At 40.5% G+C, this 22,087-nt stretch carries 16 protein-coding genes; 13 read left to right on the forward strand and 3 right to left on the reverse strand.

Annotation, left to right across the window (positions count from 1 at the left end):
* The first annotated feature begins 125 nt into the window (after positions 1-125).
* Entirely contained in the window at positions 126-953 is an 828-nt protein-coding gene (locus EKM61_RS08370) for an SDR family NAD(P)-dependent oxidoreductase (protein ID WP_068225629.1), read from the forward strand.
* 294 nt (positions 954-1,247) lie between these two features.
* Here EKM61_RS08370 and spxB read toward each other — a convergent pair whose 3' ends face one another.
* Positions 1,248-2,996: a pyruvate oxidase gene (spxB, locus tag EKM61_RS08375; RefSeq protein WP_068377076.1), complete on the reverse strand. Its 1,749-nt coding sequence runs from the start codon at positions 2,994-2,996 to the stop codon at positions 1,248-1,250.
* A gap of 839 nt (positions 2,997-3,835) precedes the next feature.
* Here spxB and EKM61_RS08380 point away from each other — a divergent pair.
* Positions 3,836-4,021: a PspC domain-containing protein gene (locus EKM61_RS08380; protein ID WP_068225627.1), complete on the forward strand. Its 186-nt coding sequence runs from the start codon at positions 3,836-3,838 to the stop codon at positions 4,019-4,021.
* A 447-nt stretch (positions 4,022-4,468) separates the two neighbouring features.
* Positions 4,469-4,642: a hypothetical protein gene (locus tag EKM61_RS12050; RefSeq protein ID WP_156519998.1), complete on the forward strand. Its 174-nt coding sequence runs from the start codon at positions 4,469-4,471 to the stop codon at positions 4,640-4,642.
* Between the two features lie 57 nt (positions 4,643-4,699).
* Here EKM61_RS12050 and EKM61_RS08385 read toward each other — a convergent pair whose 3' ends face one another.
* Both EKM61_RS08385 and EKM61_RS08390 read right to left on the reverse strand, forming a co-directional pair.
* A complete protein-coding gene (locus EKM61_RS08385) occupies positions 4,700-7,249 on the reverse strand; it encodes a YfhO family protein (RefSeq protein WP_068377073.1) in 2,550 nt (849 codons plus the stop codon).
* A gap of 787 nt (positions 7,250-8,036) precedes the next feature.
* Positions 8,037-9,563: a zinc ribbon domain-containing protein gene (locus tag EKM61_RS08390; protein WP_068225622.1), complete on the reverse strand. Its 1,527-nt coding sequence runs from the start codon at positions 9,561-9,563 to the stop codon at positions 8,037-8,039.
* Positions 9,564-10,100: 537 nt separating this feature from the next.
* Here EKM61_RS08390 and EKM61_RS08395 point away from each other — a divergent pair.
* The 10 genes from EKM61_RS08395 (at position 10,101) to EKM61_RS08440 (ending at position 21,783) form a co-directional block, all read left to right on the forward strand.
* The gene (locus tag EKM61_RS08395) at positions 10,101-10,907 is read left to right on the forward strand and encodes an alpha/beta fold hydrolase (RefSeq protein ID WP_068225621.1); all 807 of its coding nucleotides are present in this window, start codon (positions 10,101-10,103) and stop codon (positions 10,905-10,907) included.
* Complete coding sequence (locus EKM61_RS08400; protein ID WP_068281184.1) at positions 10,900-11,634, forward strand: GntR family transcriptional regulator; 735 nt, start codon at positions 10,900-10,902, stop codon at positions 11,632-11,634. The genes EKM61_RS08395 and EKM61_RS08400 overlap by 8 nt, the downstream gene beginning before the upstream one ends.
* A gap of 325 nt (positions 11,635-11,959) precedes the next feature.
* Entirely contained in the window at positions 11,960-14,335 is a 2,376-nt protein-coding gene (locus tag EKM61_RS08405; RefSeq protein ID WP_068225619.1) for a phosphoketolase family protein, read from the forward strand.
* Between the two features lie 132 nt (positions 14,336-14,467).
* Positions 14,468-16,072, forward strand: a complete 1,605-nt coding sequence (locus EKM61_RS08410) for an APC family permease (protein ID WP_068225618.1) — start codon at positions 14,468-14,470, stop codon at positions 16,070-16,072.
* Positions 16,073-16,387: 315 nt separating this feature from the next.
* Positions 16,388-17,305, forward strand: a complete 918-nt coding sequence (locus EKM61_RS08415; RefSeq protein WP_068225617.1) for a DMT family transporter — start codon at positions 16,388-16,390, stop codon at positions 17,303-17,305.
* A 48-nt stretch (positions 17,306-17,353) separates the two neighbouring features.
* Complete coding sequence (locus tag EKM61_RS08420; protein ID WP_068225616.1) at positions 17,354-17,995, forward strand: SDR family oxidoreductase; 642 nt, start codon at positions 17,354-17,356, stop codon at positions 17,993-17,995.
* Positions 17,996-18,028: 33 nt separating this feature from the next.
* Positions 18,029-18,493, forward strand: a complete 465-nt coding sequence (locus tag EKM61_RS08425; protein ID WP_068225615.1) for a hypothetical protein — start codon at positions 18,029-18,031, stop codon at positions 18,491-18,493.
* A gap of 209 nt (positions 18,494-18,702) precedes the next feature.
* A complete protein-coding gene (locus EKM61_RS12360) occupies positions 18,703-20,754 on the forward strand; it encodes a zinc ribbon domain-containing protein (RefSeq protein ID WP_068225614.1) in 2,052 nt (683 codons plus the stop codon).
* Positions 20,755-20,921: 167 nt separating this feature from the next.
* Positions 20,922-21,488, forward strand: a complete 567-nt coding sequence (locus EKM61_RS08435) for a TIGR01440 family protein (RefSeq protein WP_068225613.1) — start codon at positions 20,922-20,924, stop codon at positions 21,486-21,488.
* Between the two features lie 118 nt (positions 21,489-21,606).
* A complete protein-coding gene (locus EKM61_RS08440; RefSeq protein ID WP_068225612.1) occupies positions 21,607-21,783 on the forward strand; it encodes a CsbD family protein in 177 nt (58 codons plus the stop codon).
* Positions 21,784-22,087: the final 304 nt, after the last annotated feature.

The raw sequence follows: 22,087 nt of genomic DNA on the forward strand, positions 1-22,087 counted from the left end.
GAAAAATAAAAAACACAGTACCGCCCATGATAACGGGGTGACACTGTACTTGGAGAACTTATGGTGAGTAATTCAGGTTGTTTTCATTTTAGAAAACTAATTTAATGAAAAAAGGAGGTAACGCTATGAAAAATAATTTTCAAGCACGACATATTTTAATTACGGGTGCGTCACGCGGTTTTGGAAAAGAACTAGCTTATGCTTTTGCTGAAAAAGGAGCCCGTGTGGACATAGTAGGACGTGATAGTAAGCAATTACAGCGCGTTAGTCAGTGCATTCGCCACCTGTCCAAACAACCTAGTCACTTTTTTAGTGCCGATTTAAGTAAAACAAGTGTTCAAAATAATTTATTAGCGGCCGTTCGGCATACATCTGGTCAAGTCGATGTGTTGGTTAATGCTGCCGGGTTACCTGGTTTTGGTCCCATCGTTAGTTTTCAGGTTGCTGATTTAAAAAAAGTTTTAGCGGTGAACACATTAGTACCGCTTGAATTAAGTCGCCAATTAATTCAGGGATGGCAGGGTGAAAATCGCTCGGGAATGATCATTAATATTGCGTCGCTTGCTGGTCAACTACCATTACCATACGCAAGCATACATGCGGCCAGCAAGGCTGCAATGATAGCCTTTACCACGAGTCTGCGTTATGAATTGCAACGTTGGCCGATTCAACTTTTAACGGTCAGTCCTAGTTTACTTGCCACTGGTCATTTTGATCAGGAAACTAGGCGTTATTTAAAACACCAATCATTGGTGGATCAATTAAGTGCTGCGTTACTTAAACAAAGCCAGTTAGATCCGACAAAAGCAGCGAGGAGGGTTATTAAAGCGGCTGAAATGGGTAAAAGTGAATTAGATTTGCCGTATACGGCAACAGGTCTAGTTCAACTTTATAATCTTTGCTCTGCACCAGTTCGCGCCTTAATTGCAAACCGCTATCAATTGAAAAAGTGACAAAAAGAGGGGCCTTAAGCTGTGAGTTGGTCTAGGTTGTATTTGGAAAATGCTTTACCTGACCAATTCAGTGTAAACGTGTTTAAAAGGCAGTTTCTTGCGTGCCGTTTAGACACTCTCTAAATTTGGTCACAAAAAAGCCGTGATGCTAAACATCACGGCTTTTAAGAATGGGTAATAATCGTATCTTTCTGTGACCGGTTATAATTACCAAAAGATTTATCTAATAAAATCAATTGTTAATTTAGGCCAATCCACAGAAGCTAACTAACTTTTACACCATTTTGGTAGTTACTATTTTTGAGCTTCCTTCATGAAGTAACCGAATGGTTTCAAGTCTTGTGCTTGGTACTTTTCAACAAAGGCTTTAACCTTTTCAGGATCAGTGAAGTTTGGATCAATATCTAAGTGTTCAGTTGTTAATGGCATCTCATGAGTTAACTTAACGTCAATAACAACTGGGCCTTTAACGTTTTTAGCATCTGCTAAGGCGTTCTTCATATCGTCAACTGTACGAACAGTATAGCCTTTAGCACCCATACCTTTACCAACAGTTGCCCAGTCAGTATCGATCAAATCAACACCAGAAAGTGGTTGCTTTGAATCGTCACGTTGTTCAGCTTCAATAAAGCCTAAGGTTTCGTTACTGAAGACAACGTTGATAATATGTTGTTGGTACTTAACTTGTGTCAAGATATCTTCAACAGTCATTGCGAAGCCACCTTCACCACTTAAACTATAAACATCGCGGTCGGGATAGCTTGTCTTAGCAGCAATTGCAGCGGGAATACCGTAGCCCATTGTTGCGTATTGACCAGAAGTTGTCCACTTTTGCGTTGTCTTAAGATCGATTAGACGCATGAAGTTAATGGTGACATTACCAACGTCAATAGCGTAGACAGCTTTGTCACTAGCATCTTTGTTAATTAAATCAAAGATTGGTTCTGGACGAACTGGAACGTCAGTATTACTCTTAAAGCTATCTTGCCAATCACGCCAGTTCTTACGATCAGCCAAAGCTGCCTTATAGAATGGTGTTGGTTGTAATTCGTCGCCTTTAGCGGCAATTGCAGCAAGAGCCTTTTTAGCATCAGCCAAAATTGGAACTTCAATTTTATGACGTTTGCCAAGCTTTTCGTTGTCAATATCAATTTGAATAACCTTAGCTCTACGGTTAAATAGGAAGATACTAAATGGAACATCATTACCAACCCAAAGGATTAAGTCAGTACCAAAACCAACTTCAACACCTGGTTTTGGTGCAACTCGGCCAGTTGAGCCAAGGTAGTTCTCGTATTCATCTTCAACAACGCCCTTAGCTAAAACGGAAGAAACAAGTGGCATCTTGAATTTTTCAGCAACAGCCTTCAATTCGGCACCGGCCTTTTTAGCACCAATACCAAAGTAAACCATTGGAGCTTTGGCATTCTTGATTAATTCAACTGCTTCGTCAATAGCTTTAGGATCTGGATCTGGATAGATTGGGTCAACGTGATTTTCAGCGTTAGAGACAAAATTATCCGGAATTGGAGTCCAGCCGAAGTCCTTAGGAATCGTTACAACAGCAACACCACTGTGTTTGTAGGCTTGACGAATTGCTTCATCAATCATTGCAGGAACACTCTTAGCTGTCATTGCAATGCGGTTCCAAACAGCGACATCGCTAAACATTGGTTCTTCGTCCATTGCCTGGAAGAAGTCAATGTTCATTCGACTTGTTGGAACTTGGGCAACAATTGCTAAAACTGGTACGTGGTCGTGCTTAGCATCATATAACCCATTAAGTAAATGAACGGCACCAGGGCCTGCAGAACCAAATGTTACCGCAAGTTTACCAGTTAGTTTAGCATCGGCTGCTGCTGCAAGAGCACCAACCTCTTCGTGGCGAACCTGAATGTATTTGAGTGTATCTCTTCTATTATAAATGGCGTTCATTGTTGAGTCGAAAGAACCACCAGGTAATCCATAAAGGTGTTTAACTCCCCAGTCTTCAAGAACTTTTAAAGCTGCATCAGAAGCATTGATCATGTTTACATCTGCCATTGAAAAAACCCTCCTTGATTAATTAAGTATTAATTATCGCTCGTTGAGATTCAACTTACACACATAGTATATAACCAAAAAAAAAAATGTAAACGATTTAATTCAGACTTTTGAAGCGCTAACAAGTGAAAACTAACACAAAAAATGTATTTAAAATTTCTTAGTACCAGAAGAGTCATTGAACAAAGTTGGCCAAAAGCACGCCTTAATAATTTTTATCATTTTATTGTTGCTTAAGTATGGTCTATCTATTTGGTAGTATTTGATTTTGTTTGAAATTATTTGTGAGAAGTGTTCATTAGTCAATATTTTATTGCTCAATTAAGTTGCTTTTAACTTGTTAGTTATTTTACAAAGTGAACAAAATTCTACAAAACTTTTTTTGCTCACTTTGTAAATAATTGTAAATCTTTGCAGTTGGGAACCAGCTTAGTTAAACTAAAGTAAGTAAAATGCTTCAGAATTTTGCTTGAATTTGCTTTATGTAGTTTGTATTAAAACAATTAGCGCGGCCGTGTTTGGAACCGGCTTTTAGTATCTTACTGACTGGTTTGGTGTTGAAAGAGCAGCTTTCTGCAATTGTCGTAGTTGAATATAAACAACAGTTGGTGCATCAAGATTATTAGCGTACTTGGCTGCGATTTGGATTTTGGTTCATCCTAGTCCGATCGACATCGTCAGCGCGGCTGCTAGTAATCCTCAATTACGAAGTAAAATCTAGCCGCTTTTCCAAACACTCGCAAGGCTTAAATCCGTCGTTGGACCAAAATAAATTCAGCCTAGCGATGGAGCTTTAATTGACCGATTATTTATATAATAAAGAAAAAGGGTGGTGCAATATGAATAAAAAATTAACTAAATCAAATGAACGTATTATTTCTGGGGTTGTTGGTGGGATTGCCGAATATTTCAATATTGATAAAACGTTATTACGAGTAATTTATGCTGCTGCAACAGTTTTTACTGGTATTTTTCCATTAATTATTCTTTACATTATTGCGGCGTTGATTATGCCTAATAATTAGAAGATATTGCGGCCAAAGATGGTCGTTTTAGACACATTAAACAAGGTATTAGACCTACGCTAACTAAATGTTTAATTAAATAAAGCAGGTCCACAGAACAAAAATCGTTCTGCGGGCCTGCTTTGATCATTTGGGCATCAGTACCTGTTATTTGTTTTCACTTATAACAGGAGCTGATGCCTTCAGATACATCGGTGTAGCCAAAGACATCACCTCCTTTCTTAGCAAGGTCTACTCAATTCGTATCAAGCAGAACGTTACTTTATATGTCTGTAGACTAGCACGCTAGTTTTGACCTGTCAATTGATTAGCACTCTGTATTTGGTTGCCTAACATTAGTGTTAAGTTTACGAAAATCTAATTGATTATCCCTAAATTAAATTCTATAATTAATTTCATTAAGAACTCTAGATTCGCGGTTCTGATAACAGTTTGGAGGCGAGAAACGTGCTAGGGTTTCATTTTAAAGGACGAAAAAAGAATAGTCTAGATACTAATTTAAAAACGCATGATTTTCAAAATATTGTAAAAACGGCACAGAATGACAAACGTTATCATCAACTCCAAGAAAAGTTTGATGAGCTGACCGTGAATTATAAAAAAGAAACTAAAAATAAATAGTTAATAAAGAACGCCCCAACTTAACGGTAATTTACTTCGTTAGGCTGGGGTGTTTTTTTATTTTTTGCGATAACGGTGGAACAATAAGGAGGTTATTCCGTACATGATTAAACTAAGAAGACTAATCAAAAGGCCAAGTCGTAATCCAGGAACGTGGTAGGTTAAATGAACATGGTGTTGCCCAGGTTTTAAAGAAACGCCAGTAAGATTACCCATGACCCGGTAAGTTTTAATTGGCCGGTGATCAACGCGAACGCGCCAACCCTGATCGTAAGGAATTGATAGGAATAGGCTAGTTCGGTTAGCCGGAACCTGAATTTGGCCCTTTAAATTATGACTACGCCAGCCAGACTGTAATTGTAGCGTGTTAGCTCGTAGCGTGGTTGCGGCCGTTTGAAATTTGCTTTGATCAAGTTGGGCAAAGCGACTAGTGATCTTACCTAATTTTTTAGGCGTCTTTAATTGAACGTGAATAATCTGTCCTTTCTTGAATGTTCCTAAAGCGAGATTTGCGTGGGTGGTCACTTTAATTCGAGTTCGCTTTTTTCGACCATTAATGTGTAAGGAAACGTGATCGACAGGAATATTTGGAAAATAGGCGTAAAGCGGCCCATTTGTTGGGACCTTCATTTGTAGATCATAATGGTGCCCGTATTTAGTTTGATTTTTCTTATGCTGAACAACAGTAAGTGTTTGGAAGTAATTAACGTGATTTCCAAGCATGCTCTGTAAACTATGATTCTGGTTGAGTAGTGGATCACCTTTAACTAACTTAACGTGTTGCAAATCTTTGTTGACGGCAAAACCAAGCCCTAGTGATTCAGGGTGATTGGTCAGCTTATAAGAGTTGGTGGTCATGCTAAGTTCTTTTTGTTCCGCTAAGAGTAGATTGGTAAATGAGGTTGTCCCTTCATTGCTAATTCGGCGATCATTCTTACTAAACAGCCCTAAGCGAAGCAGCATTGTCCGTGTTTGATTATTCAAGGTGGAGCTGTACATACTAATGCCACGAAAGCCAAAGAGCGCGGCGTCGTTATAATTATTATAGGGTTCACGAAAGGCACGACTAATCAGCGAATTTTGACTATTTAACCGGTAAAATGTTTTTACGCGGCTTTTCTTGATCCAACGTGCTTCCGTTTCGTAGTTTTTAGCGTAAATTGGTTGATTACCAAGTGGGGCGGTCGTTAGAGCAGTCGTAAAGTTAAGTACCAATTCGCTTAAGCATAATAGAGCCAAGACCAGCATGGGTAAGTGTCGTTGCCGGAAAGTTAGTAGGCAGGTACTAAGTAAAATAAATATTAGTGACCAAAGCAAATATCGGTTACTGACAAAAAATGGGTAACGAACATTAAAGTAATGCTTAACAATAAATTGGATTAAATTGGCACTGAGATAACCAATGATTAAAAGGGTGGCCGCAATTACGCCACTGTGCCAGATTAATCGTGGGGTGTGCCAAGGCTTAGTCAGCCAAACCTGATAGGCCAAGCTGATAGCAATAAACGAAAACATATAGACATTGCGAAAAGGAAAACCATTTGGTTGCTGAAACATATGCCAGATAGTATTAATTGGTAAGAGCCAAAGACTCAGACCAATCAGGCCGAGAAAAGTGCCAGCGGTATTTTTTTGGTGTTGCTTAATTTGTGGGCTTAGGAAGAACATGATTAATAATAAAAACATTAATGAACCGACAAATAAGCTTGGCGGATGGTGTAGTCGACCCGCATAATTACTGCCACCCACACCGAATTGAGTAAAAATATCCAGACCAAATTTGGGTAAGGGTAAGAAACTTGTTAAGCTAAGCTGTTCTTTACTTGTTTTTAGCATACCAAGCATTGCAGGTAATAAAATAACGGCAGTCGCTAAACCAGAAAAAAGCGATGTCAGGCTAAATTGAATGATTGACTGACTTTTTTTCTTGAGGTAGTGGGGCCATGAATCACCTGTTGTTTTATCATTTGCTAGTAGGTAGCCAAAATAACAGAGCGCGTATAAACAGGTCATATAACCGAGGTAGTAGTTCGTTATAATTGTTAAAGCGAGCGTGACAAAATAAAGACCAGTTTTCTTTGTGTTGTATAGATGACCAATACTCAATGTAATTAGCGGTAGGTAAATCAGTGCGTCTAGCCACATAATATCGTAGAAATACATTGCCACAAAGCCACAGAGGCTATAGGCGGTACTAAATAATAAAGTGGTCAGACTTACTTTACGGTAAACACGTTGCAGGTAGTACGCCATACTTAAACCAATCATTGCAATTTTTAATAAAATAATAAAATTAATGGCCACTGGGACTTCTGAGGCCTTGAAAAGCAGCAATATAAGATTGAACGGACTAATTAGATAATAAGCGAATAAGGGAAAGGCGCTATCACCTAACGAAAGTGAAAACGAGTAAAAACTAAACTGATGGGTTAATAAATGACGACGTAGTTCTGTGAAAAAGGCTATGTATTGAGTACCCATATCGCTAATTAATAAATTGTGGGAGCCAAAGGGGGCCAAACCTAATTGCATAAAAGCAGCGCTTAAAGTTATTAAAGGTAGTAAAAATGCCAACAAATAATAAAGTGGCCGCCGTGATTTTTGCAAAACTAATTCCTCCTTATTTCTCAGTGTCGGTTAGGCTTTTGCCACAAAAATGGGGGCCGGGACAAAGATTCTAGCCGGGTACTATTTCCGATTATTATTCTAGCGGCGTGTAGCGCTCATATTTAAATTAAATTATATCGCTACTGAAAATAATGCTTATGCCACTTGGTTACTGAATTACACGTGGTCAGATTTAGTTAGGTTCCATTCCGGCGCTGGCGTTTGGAACGCGTGGCGCGTTGCCAAGCTAATTTTCTTTCCGATTTAACCCATTCGGAAAAGAAAATGGATCTTGTCAATCACGCAAGGTACTAAATGACCACAATTCGGTCATCAAGTACCTTCGACACGGGTGCGACTTGAACTTGGCGGTCTTCGCCTTAGTTCAATCGACAACGGGAAGCGAGTTCTGTTTAGCGAATAGGAACTAGCAACTGATACTTGCTAGAAAGTGTTGTTGAGAACGAGTAACAGTGATACGCCAGCGCCTCCATTTCGCCTTGGCAGTGGTTGAGCTCTGATTATTGATTAATTTAATTGTTTAGTTAGGACACAATTGAGTTGGAACAACAGCTTTGATGCTGTTCCACTTCCTGTGAGTAATTTTCGCCAATAATTGTTTGTGGAGTAGAATCTGAGCACCTTTCCAGACACCTACTAGTTTAGCGCCCGTGGTAAGGGACTTCAAGAAAATGTCTTTTTGACAAAAAAAGTTACGCCAAATTAAATTCATGCTAGGCGGCTCAAGCAACCCACGCTGGATTTTTGACGTAACTTTTATATTAAATTAATTTTCACTAACGTTAATTTTAGTTGGTGTAACACTCAAGTGCTTAGTTAATTCTGAGATCTGCCGCAAGCCGCGCTGACGAATATTAATTGCTGCGACTTGGTCATCATTAATCGTGTGACCGCAGTTCAAACATTTAAATTGATGAACTTCTTTTTGACGATTATCAGCATTAGTAAAGCCACACCAAGGGCAAATAATTGAGGTTTCGTTATTAGGAACCTGAATCACGGCTGCCCGATCGCCCACCATTTCAAATAAAACGGTGAACAGTGCTTTGTAGAAATAATCAGGACTTAAGATAATATTTTGTGGTCGGCCAGTCTTTAAGCTTGGGTGCATTTCTGTCACGTAGATAACGTTGTTGCCATAAAATTCAACTAAACGACTGACAATTTTACGGCAGGATTTAAGGACGTAGCGTTTAAGCATATAGGTCAAACGAGCCAATTCAACGTCATCGTCTAGATCAATGGATCCTAATTGTAACTGGCGAATGGCGTGTTGGTACTCTAAGATATGATTCGAAATAACTGACCCGGGAACCTGAAGTAAGTGGTCCATTCCATCGGTAGCCGTAATCATATTGATCTTACCGTAATCAAGGCCAATAACGCGGTAGGCCTGACCAGCCCCAACTAATTCAGTAATAAGCTCTTTGGGATCACGAGAAGTACTAATCGTCGCCTTTTTTGCAGGCTGAGCAGCAATGTCATCAGACTTAGCCGGTGAGTTTGGCGCAGTTGAAGTGGCGATCGGTGCCGTAATCAACTTAGCCGCAGAGGCAACTGGCGCATTAGACTGAGCAATACTGTTTATTGAATTTGTGGCAATTGATTGTGGCCTTGCAGCAGCACTACTAGTAGTTTGTGGTTCACTACTTGTGTTACTTATCTGGGGCTTGGCACTGTGTTTCACTTGCTTTCGTTGGTGCGGCAGCTTTGTGGCCTGACTGCTAGGTTGTTTAGTAATTGCCTTTTTGGATATTTGTTTTTGCAGTGCCGGCTTTTTGACAATCTTTTTCTGGGAATTACTGCTATCTTTAGTTGATTTAACACTATCCGGTAACTCAAGGTGTAGCGCATCAGCATCATTTTGGGTGGGTAGTCGTAAGCTAATGTGATCGCCGGCCAACGTAAATAACCAAGCACGTCTGGGGCTAGCAAATAATTGATCAGATTTGCCGGCCGTAAGTGTAACAACGTAGGTGTCTTGCTTATTTAGCTGTAGCAATAATTCGTTTGTTTCACGATCGTGGGGATTAAGCGTTGTTCTAGAGAATAAATAAAAACTGCCAGTTGGTACGCTCGTGATTTTCTCCGTCTTAAAAATGTCTAGCATAACGTTGATCATCTCTTGCGTCATTCGCCGTCGTTGACCGATATTTTTGTTGAGCTGCTGCAGTAAGGCTCCTTTATTAGGTTCGCCTTTTTGTAATAGGGTAAGGGCACGCTTTTGTAAACTATTTTGGCGATTAATTAATCGCTTGATTTCATTAATGTTCTGAAATTTTTTAAAAACCAAAAAGATTCCTCCAAGAATAAGTGACATAAGTTGTGTTTGGAAAAGACTTCAGTGCAACACTTCAATTGCAAAGTAGGAGTTGAACGCTTTTTTAGACGTTCTCGAAACATTCTAACTAATACTCCTATCATACCTCCAATGTCAAAGGTTGCCTAGCAACAAAACCTAGATTATGTTTGGAAAATATTTTTACTAGTATTTTCCTAACTAATTTAAGGTAACCAAATTTGAAAAAGCAACTTCCTGTGGTGACCGAGACGAACTTAGCCGCGGAGACAAGTTTATGGGCCTTATAATTGTGCCCTTTTGCCTTTGCTACAAGAATGGTTAACGCCGGAATGGAACCTAACTAAATCTGTTCACGTATAGTTCCGTGGCCAAGTGGCATAAGCATTATTTTTAATCGCGATATAATTCAATTTAAATCTGAACGCTACGATGTACTAGATTAATCAAAAAAGTATTATTGAGTTAAAATTTAAAAAACGGTATGCTGACTTACAGAAGAAAACGATTTAAAAATTGGTGGTGTCAATAATGAACTTTACAACAAATGATTTTGTACGCTTGACGTATACCGATGAGGGCCAAGGACAACCCATCATAATTTTAACGGGAATTGGTGGTTATAAAGAAATTTGGTTGCAGCAAATCACATACCTGGTTGCCCGACATTACCGAGTGATTAATTTGGATTGCCGCAATCAAGGACAATCTGAACAAACGGCAAAGGGGCGGCGAATTTCGCGCCACGCAATGGATTTGGCCGAGCTTATTCAACAATTAAAGCTTAAGCAGGTGATCCTTTTGGGAAATTCAATGGGGGCCGCAACCATTTTTGCTTACCTATCTTTATTTGGTGACCAAAATGTGCGGGCGATTATCGATGTTGATCAATCACCTAAAATGATTAACGATCAAACTTGGACGTATGGTTTTAAAACGTTAACCGAAGAAAACTTTATTTCTTATTTACGGAAGCCGTTTGGCCATTCCACCTTTAAACACATTGATGATCAAACATTTCAGGCGGTTCAGTACGCGGCCAAACAGCAGGCTTATGATGCAAAGCTAAACTTTCCTTTTTTGTTAGATCATGGGCTTCAAGATTGGCGTGATGTCTTGTCTTCCCTGACGTGTCCGGCTTTGATTATTGCTGGTGGCAACAGTCCCTTCTTTCCACCCCGGTTTGCTCAAGTTGCCGCTAAAATGGCAGTAAGAGGGACAGCCGTTGTTATTCCGGAAGCAGGTCACATCGTCATGGCCGAACAATCTCAGGCTTTTAATGCTGTTTTAGGTGAATTTCTGGCTAATCAGGTGGAAGGAGAAAAGATAAATGGCTGATTTAGTTTATCAAAAAATTATTCGTGATTTAAAAAAACAAATTTTTGCCGGAAAGTACGCCCCGGACATGAAATTGCCGGATGAGCGTTCTTTGGCCGCTATTTATCAAGTTAGCCGTAGCTCAGTGAAGCGGGCTCTAGCAATTATGGCCAGTGACGGTATTATTTTTAAAAAACGTGGTTCGGGTACATTTATCAATCCGCTTTATTTGGAAAACCAATCAGTGTTTAATTATCAGGGGGCCAACCTAGGCATTACCGACAATCTGCAGATGGCCGGTAAAAAGCCGGGTATTAAGCTATTGGCATTTGATGTCGTTAAGGTGACCGAAGAATTAGCGCGGGATTTATTTCTCCAAAAGGATGACTTTGTTTACCGAATCAAGCGCCTGCGTTTATTGGATAACGTACCGTTTATGATTGAGTTAAGTTACCTACCAATTAAATTTCTGCCAGAATTAAATCAAAGAATTGCGGAAGAATCAATTTTTAATTTTCTACAGAAAAAAAGAAAACAGGCAGTGACGAAGGCTTATTTAACAATCTCGGCGGCGCCTTCTAACGAAGAAGACCAACAACAATTACGGTTAAAGCCGACTGAACCAGTTGGCATCATGGCGGGCATCTTCTTTCTTGATGACGGAACGCCGATTGAATATTCAACGATGCGTTTGCATTACGCGTACCTTAAGTTTAATTCCTTCGTTTCGATTGAGCCGAAAGATTAGTTCAGATAGGGAGTGGGACAAAAGTCGGTTTTGGATTAGCTTGCGTGAAGTAAACCCAGACTTTTGGTGCACGTTTTAGAGTAACGTTCAGAAATAGTAAGCGGCTAGGACTTTTGTCTCAGCTTCATATAGTGCTAGTGCGCATATAATATAGTAGAATTTTGATTTGCTTTGGCCGCAACCGAAGCAAATTTTTTATTTAGGCAAAAAATTAGTTTTATAATTGGAGCGTACCAATAATCACAAAAGTTGATTTTTAATTATTAATTGGTATTATAGAAAATGAAATGACGAAAACTAATTTAAACTAAAGGAGCTACCAATTATGGAACAGCAAACTGTTGACTACGCTTCACCTGAATACTTTGCGTTAATGAATGCTTATTGGCGGGCCGCTAACTTTTTATCGGTTGGGCAACTCTATCTACGGGATAATCCATTACTGAAACGGCCATTAAAAGATACTGACGTGAAGGTACATCCGATCGGCCATTGGGGGACTATCGCTGGACAGAACTTTATTTATGCGCATTTGAACCGAGTTATTAATAAATATGATTTAAATATGTTCTATTTAGAAGGACCAGGTCACGGTGGGCAAGTAATGGTTTCAAATTCTTACCTTGATGGTTCTTATAGTGATATTTATCCGGAAGTTTCACAGGACGAATTGGGTATGAAAAAGTTATTTAAACAGTTTTCCTTCCCAGGTGGGATTGCTTCACACGCCGCACCAGAAACACCGGGGTCAATCCATGAAGGTGGCGAACTAGGCTACACTTTGTCTCACGCAACAGGGGCCATTTTGGATAATCCCGAAGTTATTGCCGCAGCCGTTATTGGTGATGGTGAAACTGAGACTGGACCCTTGGCCGCATCTTGGTTTAGTAATGCCTTTATTAATCCAATAAATGATGGTGCTGTTTTGCCGATTATTAATATGAATGGTTTTAAAATTTCTAATCCAACTATTTTAGCGCGAAAAACGGATGAGGAACTAACTAAGTACTTTGAAGGTGCAGGCTGGGACCCGCTTTTTGTTGAAGGTGATGCTCCTGAAAAAATGCATCCTGAATTGGCTGCGGTGATGGATGAAGCAATTGAAAAAATTAAGGCAATTCAAAAAAAGGCGCGGGACAATAACGATCCAACCCAACCAGTATGGCCAATGATTATTTTCCGTGCTCCCAAGGGCTGGACTGGGCCTAAAACTTGGGATGGTGAACCAATTGAAGGCTCATTCCGGGCCCACCAAATTCCGATTCCGGTGGATGCTAATGATATGGAGCATAGCGATTCATTAACTGCTTGGTTAAAATCTTACCGGCCAGAAGAATTATTTGATGAAAAGGGTAGCTTGAAGCCTGAATTACGCAATTTAGCGCCAAAAGGAATGCGGCGGATGGCGGTTAATCCAATTACGAATGGGGGAATTGATCCCCATGATCTACGTTTGCCTGACTATAAAAAATATGCTCTAGATAATACAAAGCGGGGGACACAAGTTCAGCAAGACATGTTAATCTGGTCGCAGTACCTTGCGGATTTAGTTAAATTAAATCCAACTAATTTCCGGATATTTGGACCGGACGAGACGATGTCTAATCGCTTATACAGTCTGTTTGATGTCACTAAACGGCAGTGGTTAGAGAAAATTGAAGAACCGCAAGATGAGGCTTTAGCACCGGCAGGACGGATTATTGATTCACAATTGTCCGAGCATCAGGCCGAGGGCTTCAATGAGGGCTACACATTAACTGGTCGGCATGGTTTATTTACAAGTTACGAGGCTTTCTTACGCGTTGTGGATTCAATGCTAACCCAGCACTTCAAATGGATTCGTAAGGCCGCAGAACTTGATTGGCGCCACGATTATCCATCATTAAACATTGTTTCGACTTCAACAAGTTTTCAACAGGATCATAATGGTTATACACACCAGGATCCAGGTATTTTAACGCATATGGCCGAAAAGAAACCGGAATTCATCCGGGAATATTTACCGGCCGACGCAAACTCACTATTGGCGGTAAGCCCGCTAATCTTCAATAGTCGCGAAAAAGTTAATATCTTGATCACCTCAAAGCAACCACGGCCGCAATTTTATTCAATTGATGAAGCGACAATGCTTGCTCAGCAGGGGCTAGGAATTATTGATTGGGCGTCAACTGATCAAGGTAGTGAACCTGATGTTGTTATTGCGGCCGCTGGCACAGAGCCTAATATGGAAAGCCTGGCTGCCATTAATTTACTTCACGATAGTTTTCCAGAATTAAAGATTCGCTTTGTTAACGTTGTTGATTTACTCAAGTTACGAAGCCCCAAATTGGATCCACGTGGTTTAAGTGATGAAGAGTTTGATCATTACTTTACGGCTGATAAGCCCGTTTTGTTTGCCTACCATGGTTTTGAAGATCTGATTCGTTCAATTTTCTATGATCGCCATAACCGAAACGTGATGTTTCATGGTTACCGTGAGGAAGGCGACATCACGACAACTTTTGATATGCGGGTAGTTAATGAATTGGATCGTTATCATTTGGCCAAGGACATCATGATGCATGTTGCCGGATACCAAGATAAGGCCGCCGCATTCATTCAGCAAATGGATCAGCAACTACAAAAACACCACGATTATATTCGCGAAAACGGCGAAGATTTACCAGAAATTGAAAATTGGGTTTGGCAAGCGCTTAAATAAAAATTAAATAAAAAGTGGCTCTTTTTGACGACTAGTCTCTGCAAATTACACGGACTAGCCTAGACTAGGCCTCTTTTTTTGTTTGTAAAAAAAGAATACAATAAGTAAATATCTTTTTACGGGGGAATTATTATGGAAAGGCAAAAGATGGGGTTGTTTTCGCTGGTGATGTTGGCCTTAAGCTCAATTATTGGTTCCGGCTGGCTTTTTGGTTCTGGTGAGGCCGCGCGTGTTGCTGGTCCGGCAGCGATTATTTCTTGGATAATCGGCGCAGTAGTTATTATCACAATTGCGTTTAATTACGTTGAACTCGGTACGATGTTTCCCGAAAGTGGAGGGATGAGCCGCTATGCCCAGTATAGTCACGGACCACTACTTGGCTTTATTGCAGCGTGGGCTAATTGGGTTTCATTAGTTACAATTATTCCAATTGAGGCGGTTGCGGCCGTCCAGTATATGAGTTCTTGGCCCTGGTCGTGGGCGAGTTGGACACACCATTTTTTGGCCAAGGGAAATGTAACGACGGCTGGTCTTGGAGTCGTGTTTATTTTCATGCTAATTTTCACATTACTAAATTTTTGGTCAGTCAAACTATTAACGCGTTTTACTAGTTTACTGGCCATTTTTAAAATGCTGATTCCTACTTTAACTATTTTACTATTGCTTTTTTCCGGTTTTCATGCAAGCAACTTTGGGCATAATTGGCAAACTTTTGCGCCTTATGGCAGTTCGGCCATTTTTGAGGCAACAACGGCCTCAGGAATTATCTTTTCGTATAACGCTTTTCAAACGGTAATTAATATGGGAAGTGAAATTGAACGACCACACAAAAATATTTTACGTGGAATTGCCATTTCGTTGGCCATTAGCGCAGTTATTTACACATTACTGCAGGTTACCTTTATTGGAAGTGTTCGACCTTCCTTATTGGCACGAGTTGGCTGGCATGGGTTGAATTTTCAATCACCATTTGCTGATTTGGCGATGATGTTAGGGCTATATTGGCTCTCACTATTACTTTATCTAGACGCCTTTGTTTCGCCATTTGGAACTGGTGTTTCCTTTGCCGCAACGACCGCACGGACCTTGGCCGCAATGACGCAAAATAGGCACATGCCAGGCTGGTTAGGCCGTTTGAATCGGCGTTACTTAATTCCGCGCTTTGCCATGTTGGTGGACCTTTTTGTCAGTATGCTGTTAGTTAGTGTTTTTCGGAATTGGAGTACTTTGGCCAGTGTCATTTCAACTTCTACCTTAATCGCCTATTTAACCGGACCAGTTACGGCAATCTCACTACGAAAAATGCGGCCTAATTTTAAGCGGCCGTTTAAATCAAAATGGCTACACGTAATGGCACCACTTGCCTTTGTGTTAGCAAGTCTGGCAACTTATTGGGCAATGTGGCCCACAACTGTAGAAGTGATCTGTGTTATTTTGTTGGGGTTACCATTTTACGTTTATTACGAGCACCGCTATGGCTGGAAGTTATGGCGGGAACAAGTGAAAGGAAGCTTGTGGTTAATCGTATACTTGGCCTTTCTGTCCGTTGTTTCTTTTATTGGTAGTAAAGGATTTGGTGGCATTAATTGGTTGCATTATCCGTGGGATTTTTTAACCATCACGGTAGTGGCACTGATCTTTTACCGCTGGGGCATTGCCAGTCGATTGGATAGTTCAGAGTTGGTGGCGGCAGCAAAGGTTAATCAAGCAGTTATTATGCCAGAAGATGAAGATTAATAGAGAGTGTTTGAAAAAGCGGTTAGATTCTGAGGATTAGCCTAAACAGACGAATTACCTTTGAAAAAGGTGATTTGGCTGTTGTAGCTACTATTCCGCAATTGAGGATTATTAGCACAACTCGCTAATAATCTAGATGCTTCATACGTTGTCCATTCAACTAAGGCAAAGACCGCCAAGTTGAAACATGGCAACCGCAGGAATCTGCTTTTTCAAACATGTTTCCACTAAATTGGCTAGGGAGAAACTAGTAAAGGTATTTTTAAACGCTTTGGTTTCACTGAATAATTAGCAGTAAGGAAGGTAAGTAAGTTAATGGGAAGACAAACACAGGGAATTTTGTTGGCTTCAGGTGGGGCCATCCTTTGGGGGATTGCTGGTCCAGTTGCACAGCTTTTATTTGATGACTATGGAGTAAACTTGGACTGGTTGATTGGCTCTAAAATGTTAATTGCCGGCGTGATTTTGTTGATACTAGGTAGCTTTTGGCCAGCACAACGTCGCCAAATATTAGGTATTTGGCGCAGTCGGCGGTCAATTATGCAACTTTTAATTTTCACGATTTTTGGCATGACGGCGATGCAATACGTTTACTATAAAGCAGTTGCGGTGGGTAATGCGGCGACTGCCACCATTTTACAGTTTCTATCACCAATTTTTATCGTGCTTTACATTGCTTTTCGTTATCGCACACAACCGCGGCGCCCAGACGTTATTGCTATTATTGCGGCTTTAGTTGGCACTTACTTATTAGTCAGCGGGGGTAACCCGACCAAATTAACTGTGGCACCAGCCGCCCTTTTTTGGGGAATTGTAACGGGTATTGCCGCGGCTGCCTATGTACTGCTACCAGAGGGCTTATTGGATCAATATGGTTCACTAGCCGTTTCAGGTTGGTCAATGACGATTGGTGGTATTTTGTTTAATTTTCGTCAGCCAATTTGGCGTGATGTCCCGCGACTTGATTGGCGGGGTCAGTTGGCCTATTGGTTTATCGTTATTTTAGGGTCAGTCGTAGCCTACTTTGTTTACTTAGCGAGTTTGCAGTATATTTCGGCGACCGCAGTTGGGTTGCTAGATGCATTTGAACCCTTAGCTGCAACCGCCGTTTCGGTGTTATACTTACATTTGAAGTTTGGTTTAGCCGAAATTATTGGAACAGTGCTGATTTTGAGTACAGTTTTCATCCTTGCAGTTGCCAAACCGCGTTCATTGGAAGAAAAGAATAATTGATTCACATAAGATAACAACTATATTTATATAATACGAGGAGGAACGATTATGACAGTCTTTGTAGTTGGTGCTCATGGTCAGATTGGTCAGATGGTAACTGCTAAGTTACACCAAGCCGGGCAGGATGTTATTGCCGGAATTCGTGATTCGGAACAAGCGGCCTTGTTTACGAAAATTGGCGTTAAAAGTCGGCAGTTTGATTTGCTTGATTTACCAGAAACAATGGCAGCGGCATTTTCAGATTGTGACACGGTAATCTTTACGGCCGGTTCAGGTGGCAAGACTGGCTATGATGGTACACTCAATATTGATTTAGATGGTGCCGTCAAGACGATGACGGCGGCAAAACTTGCTGGAGTTAAACATTATTTAATGGTAAGTGCAATGGGAACGGCCGATCGTACTTTTTGGCCGCAATCAGGTATTCGACCGTATTATGTTGCCAAGTATTACGCCGATGAATGGTTAATTAATCGGAGCCAACTTAACTATACAATTTTGCGTCCAGGAGCTCTAACGAATGATCCGGCGACTGGACTAGTAACAGTTGATCCTGATAAATCGGCGGGTAAATCAATTACCCGTGAAGACGTTGCCGAAGTATTAGTTCAACTTGTGATTAAACCGGCTAATGAAAAAATTATTACTGTTGTTAACGGTGCGACACCAATTTTAAAAGCATTGGCTTAGTTAGTTTGGCCGAGCCATACGGAGGAAATCAAAATGAAGATTAAGACACAGGATTTTTTGGATCAGGTCAGGGCAGAAACATTTACCAGTGACCAGATTGAAATCAAACAAGCAGATTTGAAAAAAGACATGACTAAATTATTAGCGCCAGGTTACCAATTCTTGCTTTCAAATTTAAAAGAAAATCAAATCAGTCAATTTAAATTAATGCTGCCATTTGAAGTGCCAGCAACGATTGAATTACAGGCTGGTATTATCAATTTACCATTTGAGTTAGTTGATAAAATTGCACTATTGACCAATAGTGAAGATGAGGTTCCCGTTAGGCTATATTTAATTACGACCGCCGAAAACTTAAACAAATCGGGAATGCGCATCGATGAAATGGCAACCGTGACTGAATTCTTAGCCAAACCGACCGAAATTGAGGCCAAAATTACAACTGAAATCAATCAGAAACTGGTTGAATTACAGGAAGCACCAGCGGCACTTGAATAACTGGTAAACTTAAGAAAATTGAAATTGAAGCGCTGGCTAAATAATGCTATTCTAAAGGTAGCATTTTTTTGAATTTACCCAGTGTTTATTGCGGGGTTAAGGACCGGTAGCAGCACAAATTAATCGGTTTTTAAATAATGATAGCAGTGCTTTAAAAAATTATAAGTTAACGAAATTTCGGATTTTGGCCTAGAAGAAGGAGTCACAGAATGAATCGATTGGCACATTTGAAATTAAATACGCACCTTTTTGCGACTGATTTGGGCGATCTAGGCGCAGGGGAATTCTTTTGCCCTAACTGTGGTGCACCAATCACTGCTGCTGATCAAAAATGTCCCAACTGTCATTTTGATTTAGTTGCTTATCGGCAGCAAACGACAGGGGAACCGGCAGATAATAAGCCGGCATCTGAAGTGGCAAAGAAAAAAATAACCCAAACAGCGGCAACCGATAAGCAAAAGGCTGCTGATTCAGCTAATAATGTTGCAACTTCAGCGGCCGATATTTTATCAGAAATTAATTCTGAAGAAAATCCTGAAGAAATTTTCAAGAAATTAAAGGCGGCAAGCACTCAAATTGCCGCTGAGGAACCTAAGCTAACCCCGAAAAAAGGGGAATCTGTTGCTAGTTCGGCAATGGAAAGTCGGCGGGTAACGCATGCTTTAGATAAAACAAAAGATATTTCGGATTTGGTTGATCAAGTTCGGGCAGTTTCAAACGATCAAGAACAAGCTAAGATTGCAAGTAGTTCAGCTGCAGAGGATAAGGCGCAACAAGCACCCGCGCTGAAGACCGATCAGCCGGTTAAAAAGACCGTAAAGCCCAAAGCAACGGAAGACTCACAGGCACCGGTTAAGCGGCCGATTGCAAAAAAATTGGAACAGCCAGCAGAGCCAGTTAAGGATGATTCTCAGGCCATTTCTGCCACAGAAACCGCCCAAAAAGGGTCAAAACCGACAACTAATGAAAAGAAGACTAATCCTGAAGAAAAGGTTCAGCGCAGTTCTAATGCGAAAAAGCAGCGCTCGCTAAGAACTTGGTTAGGTGTGCTGATTGCGCTTATTATCGTTTTGTTAATTGCTTTCTTTTGGGGAAAAGCACACTATAGTCGGCAGGCGCAATTGGACCGTACTTTTACTGCTTTAGCAACTGAGAAACCAAGCACGGTTAGTGACGTGATGGTTAGTTCAAACAAGAACTTAACGCTAAATCTTGGTAATAGCCGACCTTTTGTTCGCTATTTAAGGGCTAATAAGAATTATTTGGCTACTAGTAAAAAACAACTGAAAACAGATTCTAAAACGACGGATGGAACCTTATCCTTTGTTAAAACAGGTCGGACGTTTATTTTTGATAAATACCAATTAGAGATTAAACCAATTTACCGTTTAATTAAGACTGATATTCCGTCACCTTCGATTTACCTAGATGGACAAAATATGACGGCGAAAAAAGAAAACACGGTCCAAAAAATTGGGCCGTTTATTCCTGGCAAATATACACTAACTGTTACTGGCGAGACGCAAAATAAAACACTGAAACGTACAGCTTATCCGACTTTTTTAGCGGCCGACGCACAGACCATCGATTTAACGTTGAAGCCAGTGGCGCCGGTTATTCAGAGTAATGTCGCTGACGGGCAGGTTTACGTTAACAATGAAAAAAAGGGTGATCTAAAGAATGGCCAGCTTAAGTTGAATTCATTAACTTGGCAGCCGGACCTTAAAGTGGTGGTCAAAAAAACGGTGGATTCTAAAACGTATCAGTCAAAGGCCGCTACAATTTCTAAAAACAGTGACGGCCAGACAATTGATGCTTCCTTACCGCAATTTTTAACAACAACTAAAGCGCAAAATTCTTTAGAACAACTTTATAAAACAGTTAGCAGTGAAACTCACGGGCAGAATAAAAGTTATCAAACCAATCAACAGTTGGCTAATTATTTTACGCAGGGAGCTAGTGCTGATTGGTATTCACGCTTGAATAAATTTATTCAACAAGCACAGATGCCAACTAGTAATATTGACTACACAGATTTTGCCGTTAAGGTTAACCAGGTCCAGGCGCAGTCTTTGACTGATGCAACAGTTAATTTTGATGTGACTTATACAACCCATTACTTGGCAAGTTCTGGTAAGCAACCTCGAATTCAAACTTTCCGTTACACAACGGCACATTTGAAAACAACTAACGGTACAACTAAGATCGTTGACCTTGGGAGCTCTGAACAAAAGATTGCTGATAATAATGCAAATAGCTAAGTAACGAATGAGAGAGTGCGTTTAATTAGGCTTAGGCCTGATTTAAAGCACTTTTTTTCTATTTAAGTTAATTAAATGCACATTTTTAATAAGTGTGTAATTAACTGGCGACGTATTTTGGCGGTTAAATGGTAGAATAGAGTCAAATTCATTAATGAGGTGACAAAATGGCAACTTTTGATTTAACGGAAATTCGCCAGCAATTAGTACAGGGGGTAACTGAATTCTTAGATCAGGCTAATTTTCCTAAGGATTCGTTACTTGTACTTGGCTGCAGTACCAGTGAGATTCACGGTCAACAAATTGGCAAGGATTCGTCGATTGCGATTGGCCGGGCCGTTATTGATGTATTAATGACGGTGTTTAAGCAGCGTGGTTTACATTTGGCCGTTCAGGGGTGTGAACACATCAATCGCTCATTACTATTGGAGCGGACAGAGGCCGAAAAACGTGGTTTTGATCAAGTAACAGTTGTACCAGCATTACACGCTGGTGGGGCGGCACAAATGGCGGCGTACGAACGCTTTGCTGATCCAGTAGAAGTGGAACACATTGTTGCCGCCGGAGGATTGGATATCGGTGATACTTCAATCGGAATGCACGTTAAATTTGTTCAGATCCCCGTTCGTACTTCAATTAAAGAGATTGGTGCCGCGCACGTGACTTATTTACGCAGTCGGCCTAAACTCGTTGGTGGACAACGGGCACAATATGTGTGGCATGGCATTGATTAAATAAGGTTTACGAGTTTAAGCAGTGTCTTTGAAAAGATAGTTTTTAGTCAGCATATTTCTGGCATCGACCTTCCTTAATTTGTCATACTTAAGTTAATAAATTAAGGGAGGTCATTTTATGACTGGAAAACTCGATAAAGTAAAAGGTAAGATCAAGGAAAAGACTGGCGATTTAACTAATAATGAGAAGCTAAAGGCCAAGGGTAAGGCAGATCAGGCTAAAGGCAAGGCCAAAGAAACGGCGGATGACTTAAAGAAAAAGACCGACGATTTAGGTGACAATATTAAAAAATAGGCATATAAAAACAAGGGGAGTGGGGCAAAAGTCGGTTTTGGGTTCACTGCGTAACGTAAGCTGATCCAATAACCGTACTATGGTTATTGGATCAGCTGTAGTTAGGCACGTGAACCCAGACTTTTGGCGCACGTTCTAGAGCAATGTTCGGAAACAAGAAAGGGCTAGGACTTTTGTCCCAGCCCCTCTTAGTTTTACGATTAAAAAAGGGGGTACGACATATATAATTTGGGTCTCTGTCAAATCGTATTGGTGGAGATTTTGAACGGCACATTCACTTCGGTGAATGTGCTTTTTGTTTACT

Origin of the sequence: Loigolactobacillus backii, assembly GCF_003946275.1 — a bacterium.
Classification (GTDB): Bacteria; Bacillota; Bacilli; order Lactobacillales; family Lactobacillaceae; genus Loigolactobacillus; species Loigolactobacillus backii.

Coding starts and splice junctions, on each gene's coding strand:
- EKM61_RS08370 (WP_068225629.1), top strand. CDS start 126: ATGAAAAATAATTTTCAAGCACGACATATTTTAATTACGGGTGCGTCA.
- spxB (WP_068377076.1), bottom strand. CDS start 2,996: ATGGCAGATGTAAACATGATCAATGCTTCTGATGCAGCTTTAAAAGTT.
- EKM61_RS08380 (WP_068225627.1), top strand. CDS start 3,836: ATGAATAAAAAATTAACTAAATCAAATGAACGTATTATTTCTGGGGTT.
- EKM61_RS08395 (WP_068225621.1), top strand. CDS start 10,101: ATGAACTTTACAACAAATGATTTTGTACGCTTGACGTATACCGATGAG.
- EKM61_RS08400 (WP_068281184.1), top strand. CDS start 10,900: ATGGCTGATTTAGTTTATCAAAAAATTATTCGTGATTTAAAAAAACAA.
- EKM61_RS08405 (WP_068225619.1), top strand. CDS start 11,960: ATGGAACAGCAAACTGTTGACTACGCTTCACCTGAATACTTTGCGTTA.
- EKM61_RS08410 (WP_068225618.1), top strand. CDS start 14,468: ATGGAAAGGCAAAAGATGGGGTTGTTTTCGCTGGTGATGTTGGCCTTA.
- EKM61_RS08415 (WP_068225617.1), top strand. CDS start 16,388: ATGGGAAGACAAACACAGGGAATTTTGTTGGCTTCAGGTGGGGCCATC.
- EKM61_RS08420 (WP_068225616.1), top strand. CDS start 17,354: ATGACAGTCTTTGTAGTTGGTGCTCATGGTCAGATTGGTCAGATGGTA.
- EKM61_RS08425 (WP_068225615.1), top strand. CDS start 18,029: ATGAAGATTAAGACACAGGATTTTTTGGATCAGGTCAGGGCAGAAACA.
- EKM61_RS12360 (WP_068225614.1), top strand. CDS start 18,703: ATGAATCGATTGGCACATTTGAAATTAAATACGCACCTTTTTGCGACT.
- EKM61_RS08435 (WP_068225613.1), top strand. CDS start 20,922: ATGGCAACTTTTGATTTAACGGAAATTCGCCAGCAATTAGTACAGGGG.
- EKM61_RS08440 (WP_068225612.1), top strand. CDS start 21,607: ATGACTGGAAAACTCGATAAAGTAAAAGGTAAGATCAAGGAAAAGACT.